Origin of the sequence: Streptomyces sp. NPDC048416 (genome assembly GCF_043200435.1) — a bacterium.
Taxonomy (GTDB): Bacteria; Actinomycetota; Actinomycetes; order Streptomycetales; family Streptomycetaceae; genus Streptomyces.
Map to the genome: position 1 here is coordinate 420,041 of NZ_JBICXU010000001.1, position 15,300 is coordinate 435,340.

Sequence of the window (15,300 nt, forward strand, 5' to 3'; positions counted from 1 at the left end):
CGGACCGGGGTCCTCTGTCCGCCTGGTCCTCTGTCGGCCGGGTCCTCTGTCAGCCCGGCCCTCTGTCGGCCCCTCCCGCGCCTCAGGCGCGGCCCGCCGCGATCTGGCGGGACATGATCGTGGTCAGCTCGTACGCGGTGTGCGAGGCGGCCACGCTGGTGATCTCGGCGTGGTCGTAGGCCGGGGCGACCTCGACGACGTCGGCGGAGACCAGGTTGCAGGAGGCGAGGCCGCGCAGGATCTCCAGGAGCTCGCGCGAGGTCATGCCGCCGGCCTCGGGGGTGCCGGTGCCGGGCGCGTGGGCCGGGTCGAGGCAGTCGATGTCGATGGAGATGTAGAGCGGGCGGTCGCCGATGCGCTGGCGGAGCTGGTCGGCGACCTCGTCGGCGCCGCGCCGGTAGACGTCGGCGGAGGTGACGATGCCGAAGCCCATCTTCTCGTCGTCGGTCAGGTCCTGCTTGCCGTACAGCGGGCCGCGCGTGCCGACGTGGGACAGCGCCTCGGTGTCGAGGATGCCCTCCTCGACGGCCCGGCGGAACGGGGTGCCGTGGGTGTACTCGGCGCCGAAGTAGGTGTCCCAGGTGTCCAGGTGCGCGTCGAAGTGGAGCAGCGCGACCGGGCCGTGCTTCTTGGCGACCGAGCGCAGCAGCGGCAGCGCGATGGTGTGGTCGCCGCCGAGCGTCATGAGGCGGGCGCCGGTGCCGAGCAGGTCGTCGGCGGCGGCCTCGATGGTGTCGACGGCCTCGTTGATGTTGAACGGGTTGGCCGCGATGTCACCGGCGTCGGCGACCTGGGCGAGCGCGAAGGGGGAGGCGTCCTGCGCGGGGTTGTACGGGCGCAGCAGGCGGGAGGCCTCGCGGATGGCGTTGCCGCCGAAGCGGGCGCCGGGCCGGTAGGAGACGCCGGAGTCGAAGGGCACGCCGACCACGGCGACATCGGCGGTGCCGACCTCGTCGAGGCGGGGCAGCCGGGCGAAGGTCGCAGGCCCGGCGTACCGCGGGATGCGGGACGAGTCGATCGGACCGCGCGGCGTTTCGTTGCTGCTCATGTGAAGTGCCCTTCGTTCTCAGCGTGTTGTGGCCACCACGGGCCGGCGGGCCGCGCCGGGTGTGGCGGAGCGTGTCGCGGACCGGACCGGATCGGAACGGGCCGGGTCGGTGTCGGGTCCGGCGGCGCGGGGAGCCTGTCCGTTCCCCCGGATGCCTCCGCGTGCGCCGGTCGGCACGACCTTAGGTGGCCGGGCAGCCACACTGAAGTGTACGTTTCCTCCACTTCTGATGCCGCCGATGGATGGATCGTCCACCATGCCGGACCCGACCGAGCCGCCCACACCGCCCATCCCCCTCGCCGCGCTGCTCGCCCGGACCGATCTGGGCCTGCGGCAGCTCGCGGGGCCGCCGCACGCGTCCATCCGCTGGGTGCACACCTCGGAGATGGCCGACCCCTTCCCGTACCTCCTCGGCGGGGAGCTGCTGATGACGGCGGGCGTCCAGCTGAGTGATCCCGGGGTGTACGTGGCGCGGGCCGTGGCCGCGGGGGCGGCGGCGCTGGGGTTCGGGGTGGCGCCGGTGCACGAGGAGGTGCCGCCCGCGCTGGTGGCGGCCTGTGCGCGGCACGGGCTTCCGCTGCTTGAGGTGCCGCCGCGTACGACATTCTCCGGCGTGGCGCGGGCGGTGTGGCTCCTGATGGCCCGGGCCCGCGAGGACGAGCTGCGCCGCGTGAGCGAGGCCCAGCGCGCGCTGGCCACGGCGTCGTCGCGCTCCGCGCCGGTCGCGGCGGTGCTGCGGGTGCTGGCGGGGCGGCTCGGGGGGTGGGCGGCCCTGGTGACGCCGGAGGGGGCGGTGGTGGATGCGGCGGGGCCTGAGCCGGGGTCCCTCGCGGGGGTGCGGGGGCTGGTGCGGGTGGTGGCGCCTTCGGTGGGTCTTCCCCACGGAAAGCCTCCGGCGGATACGGCGGGGGACGCGGCTCCGTCGACCGCGGCCCGTCGACCACGGGGCTCCGCCCCGGACCCCGCTCCTCAAATGCCGGAGGGGCTGATTTTGACGCCGGACGGCCCGACATCCTCACCGGAAGGGCCGAGCCCCGCACCGGAGGAGGGAGCGGGCGAGTCGACCCCTGCGGCGTTCGAGGAACCGGGGTCCGGGGGCGGAGTCCCTGGGACGACCACCGGGACGCGGACCACGCACGGGCCGAGCCAGCCAGCCCCTCCGACGCATGAGGAGCCGGGGTCCGGGGGCGGAGCTGGGGTGGGGGCCGGGACGCGGACCACGCACGGGCCGAGCCAGCCAGCCCCTCCGACGCATGAGGAGCTGGGGCCCGAGGGCGGAGTTTCTGGGGTGGGCGTCGGGGCGCGGGCCGCGGGCCGGCCGCCGGAGGCTTTCGGGAAGGGGCGGGGCGGGGAGAGCTCACCCAAGGCGCACCCCCTCACCGCCAGCGCAAGCGCCGACGGCACCCACCTCACCGCCTACGCCCTCACCGGCCCCCTCGCCCTCGCCGTGGCGACCCCGCTCCGCGCGCCGGGCGACCACACCATCGCGGGCGTCGCGGCCGTGCTGCTCTCCCTGCTCACCGCCGAGCGGCCGGGCGCGGACGAGGCCGCCCGCTCGGCCGCACTGGTGCGGATGCTGCTCGGCGGGGCGCCGGAGGAGACCGGGGCGCTGCTCGGGGCGGGCCCCTGGGTCGTCGTGCGCGCCTCGGGCACGGGCACCCCGCCCGACCTGGGCACCCCGCTGATCGACACGGCAGGGCCGACCGTACGCGCCCTCGTCCCCGCCGACCGCGAGGTCACCCCGCACTCCGGCTGGACCCTGGGCATCAGCGCGCCGGCCGGGCTCGACGCTCTGGCCGTCGCCGACACCCAGGCCGCCCGCGCCCTGGCCCAGGCCGAGGCGACCCGGGCTCCGCTGGTCCGCCACCGCCCGGCCGGGTTCGCGGCGCTGCTCGACCCGGACGAGGCCGACGCGTACGCCCGCGGCCTCCTCGCCCCGCTCAACGAGCCACTGCGCACGACCCTGCGCAACTGGCTGTCCCTGAACGGCAGTTGGGACCGCACCGCCACCGCCCTCGGCGTCCACCGCAACACGGTGCGCCAACGCATCGCCCGCTGCGGGACACTGCTCGCCGCCGACCTGGACGACATGGACGTACGCACGGAGCTGTGGCTGGCGCTGCGCCACTTGTAAGTCGCCCCCGGAAAGGGAGTTACTCGATCTGCCCCATCCACATACGTCGGCCCAATTCATCGAGCTCTGTGCGGCGCTCCTCGTACTCAGGCAGCGCGAGCCCCAACAACCGCCAGAAGTCGCCGCGGTGGCCCGAAATCCGCACGTGAGCAAGCTCGTGCGCCACGACGTAGTCCACCAAATGCATCGGGAGCTGGAAGAGTGGCCACCCCAAGCTCATCCGGCCCGGCTCACGGCCCTCTCCGCCCGGCCGATACTTCCCCCAGTGCTGCCCGAGGTCACAGACCTCCAGCGCGGGTTCGGACACGCCCATTCTGGCTGCCCACGGCTGGAGCCGTCCCGCCGTCCAGGCACGTCCCACTCGGCAGTACCAGTCGACCAGTGCCATCCGGCCACGGGCCGGGTCCTCGGCCTCGTCCCGGCCCATGACGAGGCGCCCCGCGATCAGCCGGACCCCACCGTGAACGGGTGAGTCCGGCACGATCGCCAGCCGGTACGTCCGCCCCAGGTAGCGGAAGACCTCTCCCTCAACCAACCGCTTGGCCGGATTCAACGGTCGGGTGCGCTCACGCAGCCCGAGTTTGGTCACCAGCCAGTCGCGGTGTGCACGGACGAAGCCCTCCGCCTCGGATACCGATCGACCCCAGGGTGCGTGCAGTGTGAGCGCCGCGTCCGTCTCCACGGTCAGCGCGAACCGCTTGCGACGGGTGCTGGTCCGGACCCGCAGGAGCAAGCCGTCCACGGTCAGCTCGTCCTCGTCGGCGAGTGCCGGGGAGATTCGGTCGTCTGCGAGTGCGATCACCCGCCCTATTCTCCCCGGGCCCTGCCCAGAAACTGCGCACGGTTCCTGTTCGCGAAAGACGCGAGCCCTTGCGCGATGTGCCCCAGAGGACTCCAGTCCGCCGGGTCGGTGGGCCGAAGGCCGCCCCTCACCAGCTGCGTGTGGATGCCGTTCGCCAGGTCGCTGATGTCCTGGCTCTGGCTCTGGTAGGCGGCCTTGCCCATGGTGCGTGCGGCCACGTCGCACACGTCACCGATCAGGAGCCGACCATCTCGCGTCTCGTCACGCGCGGCTCCCGGACACTCCATCAACAACTGGTCGAGGAGCCTGAAGACTCGCTGCTCAAGCGGGCTCAGTCCGGCCAGCGCCGGATCCTGCTCCTCCTCCTGCCGCGCCTGCTCGATGAGCGGGCCGAACTCAGCGAGCTGCTCGTCGAACCGTCCGGCAAGGTCCCGCAGGATCTCCTCAAGCCGCTCCGAGAGACGGGCGTATTTCGCCGGGTCCTCCCGCTTGACCCGCTCCTCCAGGTGGAAGCGCAGGGCATGCCCCATTTCTGCTGCCGCCTCGCGGACCGGCAGGGCGCGCACCATGTCGTCGAACGCGGGCGAGGCGAGCGAGACGGGCGGGATGACCTCTTCGAACTCCGGCGCCTCAAGATGATCGGCGATCAACGCGCGCACCTTGCGGCCGTAGTTGCGCATGGTGAAGATCCCGCCAGGGCCGTCCCGGTGAAGCGTCCGGATACGCTTTTGCAGCCTGCCCCATCGGCGGGCGTCGTCCACGAAGTCCAGCGCGTGCTCGTGGGGCAGTACGCGCTCCAGCGCTGCCAGAAACGTGTGCAGCACCGTGTCGTAGTCGGACCGTTTGACCTCGTCCTCGAAACCGGCAGCCATTCCACCGAGCCGTGTGATGTCGTCAAGGCCGGCGTCATCAATGCCGCACTGCTTCAGGAAGTTCCGCACCTTCTCTGCGGCCGGGGCCAATGCCTCGACTTCGTCCGAGAGGCTCTTCATGGTGTCCTTGACATCGGCGTCCCGGTACCCTGCCAGCGCGGCGGTCAGGTGCTCGAAGACTCCGTAGTAGTCGACGACATACCCGACCTTCTTGCCGGGCATGGGTCGGTTGACCCGGGCGACGGCCTGAAGCAGTTCCGCGTCACGGATCGGGCGGTCCAGGTAGAGGGCCTGTTCGCGCGGCACGTCGAAACCGGTGAGCAGCATCGACTTCACGATGAGGAAGGCGACAGGGCTCTCCGGGTGCACGGGGTCCGGACCCGGCCCGGTCTCGGGCTGCGAGGGCTGAGCGGGCTGGGCCGGCTGAGCGGGCTGGGACCAGGGGTGGTCCGCGGCGTCGTAGTACTGGGTGTCCTGCGGCCCCTGATGGAAGGGCGTCGACGCCACCCACTCCGGCTCGGGCGGAAGGTGCGGGAACGCGTGGTGGAAGCGTTCGACATACGCCTTCTGCCGCTCCTTGTCGGTCCACGACAGCCAGCGGCGGTGCTTGCGCTCGGCACCGGGCGAGATGACCGGTACGAAGTCAATGCGGCGCAGCAGTGCACGGTACTGGTGGGCCGTGTGCAGGTAGCGGAGCCGACGGGGCAGGTCCTCGGCGGGTGTGCCGGCCACGGATTCCGGGTCGAAGGCGGCGAGCTCGATCATCAGCGCATCGCGCGCGGCCCGCAGCGCCTGGTGGTATTCCACGGCCGCCTTCCGACTGACGGCGGCGACCTGAGCCTTGAAGCCGCCGCCCGGCAGCACCCAGGTGACCCAGTGCTCCAGCATGTCCTCGGCCTTGGCGCGGATCATCGGCCGTGATTCGGCGACGTCCCGCTCGGTCGGGGAACTCTTCAGAAGTTTCGCGCGCTCCTCAGGCGTGCGCTCCCTGATCAGGTCCTCGAAGTTCCGGTCGAGCCCGTCCTTGTCGAAGACCTTGCCCTCGCCCGTGCGGCCTTCGTACCGGATGCGGACGACGACGCCGTCGTGCTCGGCTTCCTCCATCCGGTACGTGTCGAGGAAGTCCCGGCCCGAACCACCGCTGAAGATCCGGCGGGTGTCGGCCTCCCGGCCGGTCATGATCGGCGTGCCGGTGAATCCGATCTTCGCCGCGTTGGGGATGGCCTTGCGCAGCGCGGCGTGCAGCACGCTTGTGTGCGAGCGGTGCGCCTCGTCGACCAGGACGAGAATGTCGGAAGACGTGTTGCACTCCGGGAAGTTCGGAACGATCGGCGGGGTCTCGGTCACCCGTCGCCGCCGGGCCCGCTCGGCCTCTTCGTACTCCTCGGAGAGGTCCCGGTCGTCGCCGTCCTGCCCGCTCTCGGCGGCGAAGGTGAACCCGCCCCCGTACTTCTGGATCATGGCGAAGACGACGCGCCGCCCGCCGTCCCGCAGCAGCCCCTCCATCTGCGCCCGGGTCTCGGCGGTCTCGACCTCGGACTCGCTCAGCCTCAAGGTCTTGGACAACTGATCCTGGAGCTGGGCACGGTCGGTGACGACCACCACCATGAACTCGCTGAGCCGGTGGTGCAGATGGATGCGCCGCACCAGGAATGTCATGGTCAGGCTCTTACCGGAGCCCTGGGTATGCCAGATGACACCGCCGCGCTCGTCATTGTCGAGCAACCCGTTTCGGGTCCGCCCGTTGAGCAGCCGTTTCACGGCCTTCTCAGCGGCCCGGTACTGCTGGTGTCGTGCCACAGCCTTGACCGTCCGCGTCCCACCGGATTCGGTCTCGACGGGAAGCGGAATGACGTAATGCCGTATGACATTGAGCAGCGCGGCCGGCCGCAGCACGACCCCGACGAGCTTGTGCCGCTCGTTCAACGGGCCGACGCCGTCCGGCAGTTCGTCGGCGATCGTGTCCGGCCGCTCCGGCTCGACGCTGCGCCACGGGTGGAAGTGCTCGGGCGTCGAGGTGACCGTGCCGAGATAGGCGGTGTCGGTCGTCGCGGCGACCAGCAGCTGCACGGTCCGGAAGAGCTCAGGAACACCGGCCGGCAACGGCAGTCCGGCCTCCACACGTTCGTCGTCGGGGAGTGGATCGCCGGCGTAGTGACGCAGGTCGGCAACGGCACTGCGGAGCGGATCGGACAGCTCCGGGCTCTTGGCCTCGAAGACGACGAGCGGGATCCCGTTCACGAAAAGGACGATGTCGAGGATCGACACATCACCGGACCGGCTCTTGACCCGAAGCTGATCAACGACGACGAACTCGTTGAGCTGAGCCCGTTCCTCATGCCACTCGATGTACTGCACGGTCGCGGAGGGTCCACCGTGCTCGGCGGACGGCGCGGTCAGCACGCAGCCGCTGAGCAGCAGTTCGGTGGCGTCGAAGTTGGCCTGAGCGATGCCCTTGCCGAGGGGGACGAGCGTCAGTTCCGTACGGGCCCGGGACACATCCGTCGCATCCATCCACGGTTTACGGTCACCCGCCCGCAGGTTGATCCGGTGCAGCGCCGCATCCAGCCGGCCCACGAGGAGGGGCGTATCGGCGTCGAGCGTCCCGACGTCCTTGCCGGTGAGATGCGTCCACCCCACCGCCTCAAGCTGCGCGACGATCGGCCGCTCCACCTCGTCCCGCTCCGCCTGCACGACCACGCCCCGCGCCTTCCCACCCGTACCGTTCTCCGCTCAGGCCCTCATTCTGCGCCTCGGAAGGGAAGGGTGGGAGGGTTCTGGCCTGCGGGAATGAGGTGGGGGCTGAGATTGTGGTGCGGTTTGTGTGTGTACGTCCATGAGGCAGCCGGGTTCAGCCACCGGGCCCGCCGGGATCAGACCCCCGAATGCCGGGCCCGCCGTCGGCGAACCCGGTGAGGTGCACGGCGCCGTCCGTGAGGAGGTCACCAGGCTTGCCCTCCGAGTCGGCACCCAGGAGCAGCCGCCCTTCCCCCCTCATGCGCCCACTCCCGCACGCCGGTTCGGGTACGGCCGAATCTCGACCCCGCGAGCGGTGAGCCAGAGCACGCGCCGCCGCCGGGCCTCGTCCCGCTCGTGCGCGACGAGATAGGGGCGGACGAGGGGGCTGTCCTCGCCTCGGAAGATCGGTTCGGGGTCCGGGAAGGCGGCGACCCTCGGCAGGGCGGGGTGTGGCGGGACCGGTTCAGGCCCGGCGGGCCGTAGTCGCAGCAGCAGCCTTTCGAGAATTCGGATGATCCAGTACGTCATGTCGCCGCCCCTCTTGGCAGTTGGCGGCACCCCGCCCCGATGTCCCTGTGTAGCGATCCACTCACAGAGTGAGATCGACCGGCTAGCCTTGCCAGGGGGTAGAGCGTGACAAGGCTTTCGTCGCAAGGGAGTTGGCCGTGACCAATACGTACGGCGAATGGCTGCGCCAGCAGCGCGAGGCGGCCGGCCTCACTCAGCAGGCGCTCGCCGAGAAGGCGTTCATGACTCGGTCGCACATCGCGCACATCGAGGCGGGGCGAAGGATTCCCTCCAAGGACGATGCGCGGAGGCTGGACATGGCGCTGGGCACGGGCGACGTTTTGACCAGCTTTCTTCCGGGAGGCGACTCGGCGATCGCTGATCATTTCGCGGCGGCGCGCCATCTCGAACAACAGGCCTCGATGATCCGGGAGTTCGCGCTGTCCTACGTACCCGGCATCCTGCAAACAGACTGCTATGCACGCGCCGTGATCGGTGCCGCCTTCCCTCCGCACAGCGATGAGGAACGTGACAGGCACGTTGTCGCACGACTTGGCCGCTCGAAGATCCTCAGCAATCCGGTGACGCCCGTGGTGTGGGCCCTGTTGGACGAGGCCGTCCTGCGGCGCCCGGTCGGCGGCCCGGAGGTCATGGCGGAGCAGATCATGCACATCGTCCGCCTGATCGAGAGCGGGCGGGTGCGCACACATGTGATGCCGTTCGGCTTGGGCGTGTACCCGCTCATGCAGAGCATGCTGACGCTGATGTGGTTCGAGGACCAACCCCCGGCGGCCTACAGCGAGGGGCTGTCCGTAGGCAAGGTGCACGACTCCCCGGCCGTGGTCGAGCGGCTGCAAGCCGTCTACGATCTCGCACTGGGCGAAGCGCTACCGACCAAAGAGTCACTTGCCCTATTGAAGGCGACAGCAAAGGAGTACGGACACCGTGAGTGAACACATAATCCCGAACGCCGCCTCACTGACCGGCTGGCGCAAATCGTCGTACAGCGGAAGCGACTCGGGGAGTTGCGTCGAGGTCTTGGATGACTATCCCACGGGCGTCCCGGTCCGCGACTCCAAAGTCGCGAACGGGCCGGCACTGGTGTTTCCTGCCGAGGGATGGTCACCTTTCGTCGCGGCAGTCAAGGCCGGAGAGTTCGCCATCTGAACATGCCCCAGCCGACAGGCCCGCGCTTCCCAAAGCGCGGGCCTCTCCACGTTCTGGGCTCCACAGTCCCGGCGCAATCTGGAACCGACGGTCAGGACGTCCCACCCAGCAGGTCATCAATGACCCCACGCTTGAGCGTGCTCAGCTTGGCAAGCTCAGCCCTCTCCAGACGCTGCTGCTCTCGAACCATGGCCAGGCGGTCCAGGAATTCCAGCTGTCGCGCCACATCCAGCCTGGGGAATGGGCATCCGCGAACGTCACTACCGTTAATGCTGGCTTGCGAGATCGCGCTCTTCGCGCGCTGCCGGAAATACCTCTTCACCGTCGGGCTGCCCAGCCATGTTTCCACAAACGCGGGGACAGCCCGATCTGTAAGGAGCTTGCAGCGCATCATGTTTGACTCGAAGACGACCGGCTCCACCAGCGCGCCTACAGCGGTGGACTTCCCGACGAGTTCCGGAGTATTCACGCGGTTGATCAGGACATCGCCGGCGGCAAGCCCGTAACGCTCAACCTCGCTTAGAGTCAACGACACCCTGAGGAGATTGCGCGTGAAGTCCGATGGCCCGCCCCTGAAGCTGTCGATGCGAACGATCGGCGTCCCCTCAAGGCCATAGGAGGAACCTGGCTTATAGATTCCGTTCTGTGGGCCAAAATCGATCACCTCTTCAAAAGTGCCGCACTCAAGATCCCAGAGTTCTGCCATCGCAGCCGCGCTCAAGGACTCCAGCTTCGCAATCGACGCCTCGATGGCCCGCTCTTGAGCAGACATCGCCTCGACGACCTCGACGATGCGGCGCTGCTCCGACATCGGAGGAAGCAGCACAGGCTGTTCCAGGAAGTCCTTGAGTTTCAGATTCACAAGGCCGGTTGTCTGCTGCTGATAGCGCCAAATCGCAGACGATCGATAGACTTTGACCAGGAATTGCACCAAGTAAGCCGAGTAAACAGAATCAGATTTCGGACGCAGGACCCGGAAGAAATTTGAGCAGGCGTAGTCCACATGCGCGGCGGCACCATTGAATAGTGCCGCCCTGCCAACCGGTGTCCCAGGTCCACCACCCGATGCCTCCACGATCAGGTCACCCTGGACCAGCCGCTTCCGCAGAACGTCTTTCGTCGGGAAGACACGCGGGGCCGGAGCGGAGTAGTCAATGCCGCCCTCTCCATCAATATTCGTGGCACGAAGAACCCAAACATTCCCCTCGCGGCTGTCTGACGGGCTGTCTCCCCATGCCCCAGCAAAGCTCTCATCCAGGAGCGAAGACAGACGGACGCTCGCCCACTGACTAGTTGTCATAGCCGAGCCCTTTCAGGAATCCTGCCAGTTGATCGGCGGCTGCCTGGCGACGCCTCTGGATTTCCCTGAACGAGACCGCATATTTTTCAGCCCATCCCGAGTACGCGCTCATCAAACCCTGCCGCCTGCGTGTGACATGCCCATTTGTCTTTGCGGCAAGGTCGCCCCGCAACAGGTCCAGCACGACCCGCCGCTCCCCCGCCGGGTCCAGCGCAGCCCGCGCCCGGAACAGGCGGGGTGTCGACTCCTCGCCCAGTTGGGGCTGATCCCCCGGCGCACGCTCGAACCAGAAATCGGCCTCAAGGCGCTTGATGAGCGCGCCCACCTTCGCGCGCTCTTTCTTCACCGTCGCCAGCTCGGCCAACTGCTCTACGCTCAGGGCGATTTCCTCGCGCGAGGGCGCATCGGCTTCGTCCCCCTCTTCCTCGCCGTCTTCCGACGGCTCGGCGTTGAGTTCCTTCCAGCGTGCGTCCAACTCCGCCTTGCGCGCGTCCGCCGCCGCAAGTTCTTCCAGGAAGTCCGGGGCGATGGCGGCGACCACCTTGTGGTCGTACGCCTGACGACGCTCGGTCGCCGTGCGCTTGCGCACCTTCCGTGTCTTCGGGTCCTGTTCGGGCGCGAGCATGGTCTCGACGTTCTCGATCCAGCCGTCCAGGACGCCCGCGAACCCGTTCTCCGACAGCGCGAGCAGGTCGTACTTGGCCTCGTACCACCAGCCGGCCACCGCGCCAGCGAGCGCGTACCGGTCGAGAAGGCCGATCTTGCCGAGCCGTTCCACGAACGACTCGATGAGCGAGCCCCGCACAGCCATCAGTGCGGCCTTACGCTCCGAGGGGGTCAGATCGGCGAGGCGCTCGGGGGTGGCGGCCACCTCCTCCAGGTAACGGACTTCCCCGGCCCACCACTCCCCGAAGGCGTCCCGCAGCGCTGTCTCTCGCGGGCGGGCCAGTCCGGCGAGCCGGGCTGCGTCCGGACGCTGCCCTTCCGGCAGGAAGTCGACGTACTCGGGATCCGCCGGATTTCGCTCGACAAAGAGGTCGGTGAGCCGCAGCCCGTACGAGTCGAGCAGCTCCTTCTTCGCCTCGATCTCAGTGCGCGGGACACCACCCACCAGGTGGGCCCGCACATCCTGCGGCTCCGGCGGCGGCGTGTTGTCCACGTACCGGCGAATGTTGAGGTTGTCCTCGTTGTCGCGCAGCTCCTCACGGCTCACCACTCGTGACAGGCCCGGCACCTCGGCGTACTCGCGGTACGTCGTGACAATCTTCTCGGCGTGCTCGGGCAGCAGGACATTCTGGGCCCGCTCGGAGTGGTACTCGCGGTCGGCGTTGATGAACAGCACCTTGCCCGCCCGCGCCGGGTCCTTCTTGCCCGGCGGGCGCAGCATGAGGATGCAGGCCGGGATACCGGTGCCGTAGAAGAGGTTGGGGGCCAGACCGATGACGGCCTCGATCGCGTCCTCGTCCAGCAGCTTCGTACGGATTTCCTGCTCGCCGCCGCCACGGAAGAGCACACCGTGCGGCATGACCGTGATGACCATGCCACCGCGCCCCTCCCGCTTGGTCTCCCAGAGCATGTGCTGAAGGAACATCAGGTCGGCCTTGCCACGCTCGCTGGTCGCCCCGTACTTCGTCCGCTCGGCGCCGTACGCGAGGTCGGCCAGCACATAGTCCATGGAGAACGGCGGGTTGCTGAGTACCCCGTCGAAGCGTTCCAGGTCAGTCTTCGGTACGTGCGCCGGCTCGGCGAGGGTGTCGCCGGTGCGCAGGTCGAAGCGGCGTACGCCGTGCAGCACCATGTTCATCGTCGACATGATCCAGGAGCTGCTGTTGGCGTCCTGGCCGGCGAGGAACATGTCCGAGGTGTCCCCACCGTGCTCCTCCACGTATTCCTTCGCGTGGATGAGCATGCCGCCCGAGCCGACACACGGGTCGTAGATGCGCGCCCCCTGCCGGGGGTCCAGGAGTTCGACCATCATGCGAACCACAGCACGCGGGGTGTAGAACTCGCCGCCCTTGCGGCCCGCCGAGTCCGCGAACTCCTTGATCAGGTACTCGTACGCGGCACCGATCAGGTCGGGGAACTCGAAGTCGTCGGTACGCAGCCTGATGCGGCCGAAGTGGGCGATGAGGAGCTTCAGGCGCTGGTCGGCGAGCTTGGCCGCGCCCGCCGCCGTGCCGGAGCCGCCGATGCGGTTGAAGTCGAGGTGGTCGAACAGGCCCTTGAGCTTGTCGTTCTGACCCTCCAGGGCCTGAAGGGCGGGGCGCAGGCGCTCCTCGTTGATGTTGTGCGTGGCTGACGAGATCGACTTCCAGCGTGCGATCTTGGGGACGAACAGCACATCGCGGTTGCTGTACTCGGATGCCTGCTCCAGGTAGCCGTCCAGCGATACCCCGCTCAGGCGCAGCTCGCTCGCCGCATACTCCCTGATCTCGTCACGCGCGGCTTCGAACTCGTCGTTGGCCCGCTTCAGGAAGAGCAGACCGAAGATGTAGTCCTTGTACTCGGACGCGTCCATCGTGCCGCGGAGAATGTCCGCGGCGGCGAAAAGATGCCGCTCCAACTGCGCGAGCGTGAGCTTGGCCACCGTGCGACTCCCTAAGACCCCGGATTGACGTAGGAACCCTACGGGGCCGAGGCGTCGCAACGGAAACGGCCGGCGTGACCGGTCGTCGCTGCTCAGTAGGAGGCGATTCCCAGTCCGTCTTCGACGAACGTGAAGACATCCGTGTACGGGTCGCGATGAATCTTCGACACGTGGTCGCCATAGGCGGCATTGATCTTCAGGGCGCGCTTCTTCGCCACGGCGTAGCTGCCTCGCTCGATCTCGTCGGGCTGTACGACCTTGATGTTCTCCGTGTCCGTCGCGAAGGGGAGCAGCTGCACCGCTTCGTCACAGACCCCGCCGAATGAGCTCGCCACCGGCTTGTGGTGCAGCAGGCGCCACAGTTCGAAGCACGGATGCGAGAACGCGACTTTAACGTTCCCCTCCTTGGCCATCTTCAGGGCGGTCTCGATGGACTTGTGCGTATCCCGATCGAACAGGCACCAGACCTCCGGCATGAGCTCCGCCGCCACCTTGGCCTTTTTGGCCTTGCGCGTCTCCTCGCGCATCAGGCTGACGGCTGCCTCGACCAGCTTGATGGGTTTGCGCTGGGAGCCGGGGGCCCGGTCATTGGCGATGCGCACGTCGGGAGTGGTCGCCGGGTCTTTCGGGACTCCCTGGGCCCTGACGATGTCGATGTAGGTCGGTTCGGTGACCTTCCCCTCCGAGAAGACGTGCACGACCCTCCTACGGAGCTTTTTGTATGCGGCCTGCTCCAGCGAATCATTCCCCCGCTTACTCGCCATCAGCTCCGCTCCGCCCCGTACCGCCCCGTACCGCCAGCAACTTCCGGGCGATCTGCCCCTCCATGAGGGCGGGGACCCCGCCGAAAGCACCCGCCAGATAGGACGCTGTCAGATCCTCTTCCTCGCCTGGAGACACCGCGCTCAGCGGATACAACTCCGTGGCTCCATCTTTGTCCTTCTCCGTGAGCCACACCTGTGCCGGGTCGAGCAACCGCTCGCCACTCGGGGTGGTGATGACCGACGGGTCGTGCGAAGTGAAGATCAGCTGCGCGCCCCGCGGGTTGGCGTCCGGGTCCTGGAAAAGACGGACCACCTCGGCAGCGAACCTCGGGTGCAGACTCGCGTCCAGCTCGTCGACGAGAAGTACGACACCCTCGTCGAGTGCCAGCAGCAGCGGGCCGAGCAGCGCGAACCAGGACCGCGTTCCGTACGACTCGCGCTGCCAGTCGAGGGCGACCTCGCCAGTGGCCGTCCGGTGGGTCAGCCTCACCGTCGACGAACCCTTCCCGTCCTGCTCGACATCCGCGCCGATGATTCCCAGATCGGCCACGCGCAGCAGCTCATTGATCCGGCGGGCACGGCTGCCGGCAAGCTCGCGCGCCGTGAACGTCTCGCGCTGGGCCCGCTCGTCCTCTGGATTGATCAGCCAGAAGTTGCGGCGGAACCAGTGGAAGAGCGGGGAGAGCTGCGGATGGTTGTCCGTACCGGCCGTGGAGAGGAGCAGGGCGTTGGGCCGAGTGCGACGCACCAGTTGGGCCCGGTCCTTCACGCGGGCGCCCGGCCATTCGTAAACCTCGGTCCGCGAGGCGTCCCGGTCGAGCCAGACCTGGCGGTGGCCGCGGGGGTAACTGTGCAGCCACTCAGCCTCCACCCGGTCCGGACCGAGCTCGAAGCCGTACGTCCAGCGCACTCCGTCAAGGACGAGGTCCGTCTCGAAGAAGCTCGGCTCCTGCCCTTCCTTGGCGCCGAGCGCGAAGGCCTGCCGCTGTGTTCCCTCGTACGACGCCCAGCGCGCATAGGAGTTGAGAACGGCGGCGCGCATGTCGACCATGGCGGCGAGCACATTCGACTTGCCGGAGGCATTGGCTCCGAAGATGCCGATCAGGGGCAGGGCCCCGAGGGGTCGGCTACCTGCGAGCTGCAGCGGCCTTGCCGCCGCGCTCGGCTCGCTCCCCGGCACGACAAAGGACAGTTCCTGCTCATCGCGCAGGGACCGTACGTTCGTGGTGCGGAACCTCAGCAGCATGCTGCCCCCTTCTCGCGGCCAGAGTAGTAGCCCCTGATGACATCGGCTCGCCCCGGGTGGCACCCGAGCGTGTGCAGGCTCACTCTGGACAGCGCCGGTGACTGCCGGGTAACTTCGTATTTCAACCTGAGCAA

General features: G+C 68.4%; 12 protein-coding genes. 3 read left to right on the top strand and 9 right to left on the bottom strand.

All coding sequences use genetic code 11. The annotated features are described in order from the left end of the window. Positions 1-82: 82 nt before the first annotated feature. A complete protein-coding gene (gene speB, locus ACGFW5_RS01915; RefSeq protein WP_388455435.1) occupies positions 83-1,048 on the bottom strand; it encodes an agmatinase in 966 nt (321 codons plus the stop codon). A gap of 256 nt (positions 1,049-1,304) precedes the next feature. Between speB and ACGFW5_RS01920 the strand changes: the two genes are divergently transcribed. Then, a complete protein-coding gene (locus ACGFW5_RS01920; protein ID WP_393832173.1) occupies positions 1,305-3,182 on the top strand; it encodes a PucR family transcriptional regulator ligand-binding domain-containing protein in 1,878 nt (625 codons plus the stop codon). 19 nt (positions 3,183-3,201) lie between these two features. Here ACGFW5_RS01920 and ACGFW5_RS01925 read toward each other — a convergent pair whose 3' ends face one another. The 4 genes from ACGFW5_RS01925 to ACGFW5_RS01940 all read right to left on the bottom strand — a co-directional run bounded on the left by ACGFW5_RS01925 (position 3,202) and on the right by ACGFW5_RS01940 (position 8,123). Then, positions 3,202-3,984 carry a M48 family metallopeptidase gene (locus ACGFW5_RS01925; RefSeq protein WP_393832174.1) on the bottom strand — a complete coding sequence of 261 codons (783 nt, stop codon included), beginning with the start codon at positions 3,982-3,984 and terminating at the stop codon, positions 3,202-3,204. Between the two features lie 5 nt (positions 3,985-3,989). Beyond that, positions 3,990-7,556, bottom strand: coding sequence for a type I restriction endonuclease subunit R (locus ACGFW5_RS01930; protein WP_393832175.1), 3,567 nt, complete (start codon positions 7,554-7,556; stop codon positions 3,990-3,992). Between the two features lie 151 nt (positions 7,557-7,707). Next, positions 7,708-7,854: a hypothetical protein gene (locus tag ACGFW5_RS01935; protein ID WP_393832176.1), complete on the bottom strand. Its 147-nt coding sequence runs from the start codon at positions 7,852-7,854 to the stop codon at positions 7,708-7,710. Then, positions 7,851-8,123: a hypothetical protein gene (locus ACGFW5_RS01940; RefSeq protein ID WP_393832177.1), complete on the bottom strand. Its 273-nt coding sequence runs from the start codon at positions 8,121-8,123 to the stop codon at positions 7,851-7,853. The genes ACGFW5_RS01935 and ACGFW5_RS01940 overlap by 4 nt, the downstream gene beginning before the upstream one ends. 137 nt (positions 8,124-8,260) lie before the next feature. Here ACGFW5_RS01940 and ACGFW5_RS01945 point away from each other — a divergent pair, with 137 nt between their 5' ends. After that, on the top strand, positions 8,261-9,055 hold the full coding sequence (locus ACGFW5_RS01945; protein ID WP_393832178.1) for a Scr1 family TA system antitoxin-like transcriptional regulator: 795 nt from the start codon (positions 8,261-8,263) through the stop codon (positions 9,053-9,055). Beyond that, complete coding sequence (locus tag ACGFW5_RS01950) at positions 9,048-9,269, top strand: DUF397 domain-containing protein (RefSeq protein ID WP_393832179.1); 222 nt, start codon at positions 9,048-9,050, stop codon at positions 9,267-9,269. The genes ACGFW5_RS01945 and ACGFW5_RS01950 overlap by 8 nt, the downstream gene beginning before the upstream one ends. 91 nt (positions 9,270-9,360) lie before the next feature. On the opposite strand, the gene ACGFW5_RS01955 is transcribed toward ACGFW5_RS01950, so the two are convergent. The 4 genes from ACGFW5_RS01955 to ACGFW5_RS01970 all read right to left on the bottom strand — a co-directional run bounded on the left by ACGFW5_RS01955 (position 9,361) and on the right by ACGFW5_RS01970 (position 15,166). Then, entirely contained in the window at positions 9,361-10,569 is a 1,209-nt protein-coding gene (locus ACGFW5_RS01955; RefSeq protein WP_393832180.1) for a restriction endonuclease subunit S, read from the bottom strand. Next, positions 10,559-13,156: an N-6 DNA methylase gene (locus ACGFW5_RS01960; RefSeq protein ID WP_393832181.1), complete on the bottom strand. Its 2,598-nt coding sequence runs from the start codon at positions 13,154-13,156 to the stop codon at positions 10,559-10,561. The genes ACGFW5_RS01955 and ACGFW5_RS01960 overlap by 11 nt, the downstream gene beginning before the upstream one ends. Before the next feature lie 92 nt (positions 13,157-13,248). Next, positions 13,249-13,854: an RloB family protein gene (locus tag ACGFW5_RS01965; RefSeq protein ID WP_393832182.1), complete on the bottom strand. Its 606-nt coding sequence runs from the start codon at positions 13,852-13,854 to the stop codon at positions 13,249-13,251. A 55-nt stretch (positions 13,855-13,909) separates the two neighbouring features. Then, a complete protein-coding gene (locus tag ACGFW5_RS01970; protein WP_393832183.1) occupies positions 13,910-15,166 on the bottom strand; it encodes an ATP/GTP-binding protein in 1,257 nt (418 codons plus the stop codon). Between the last annotated feature and the right edge of the window lie 134 nt (positions 15,167-15,300).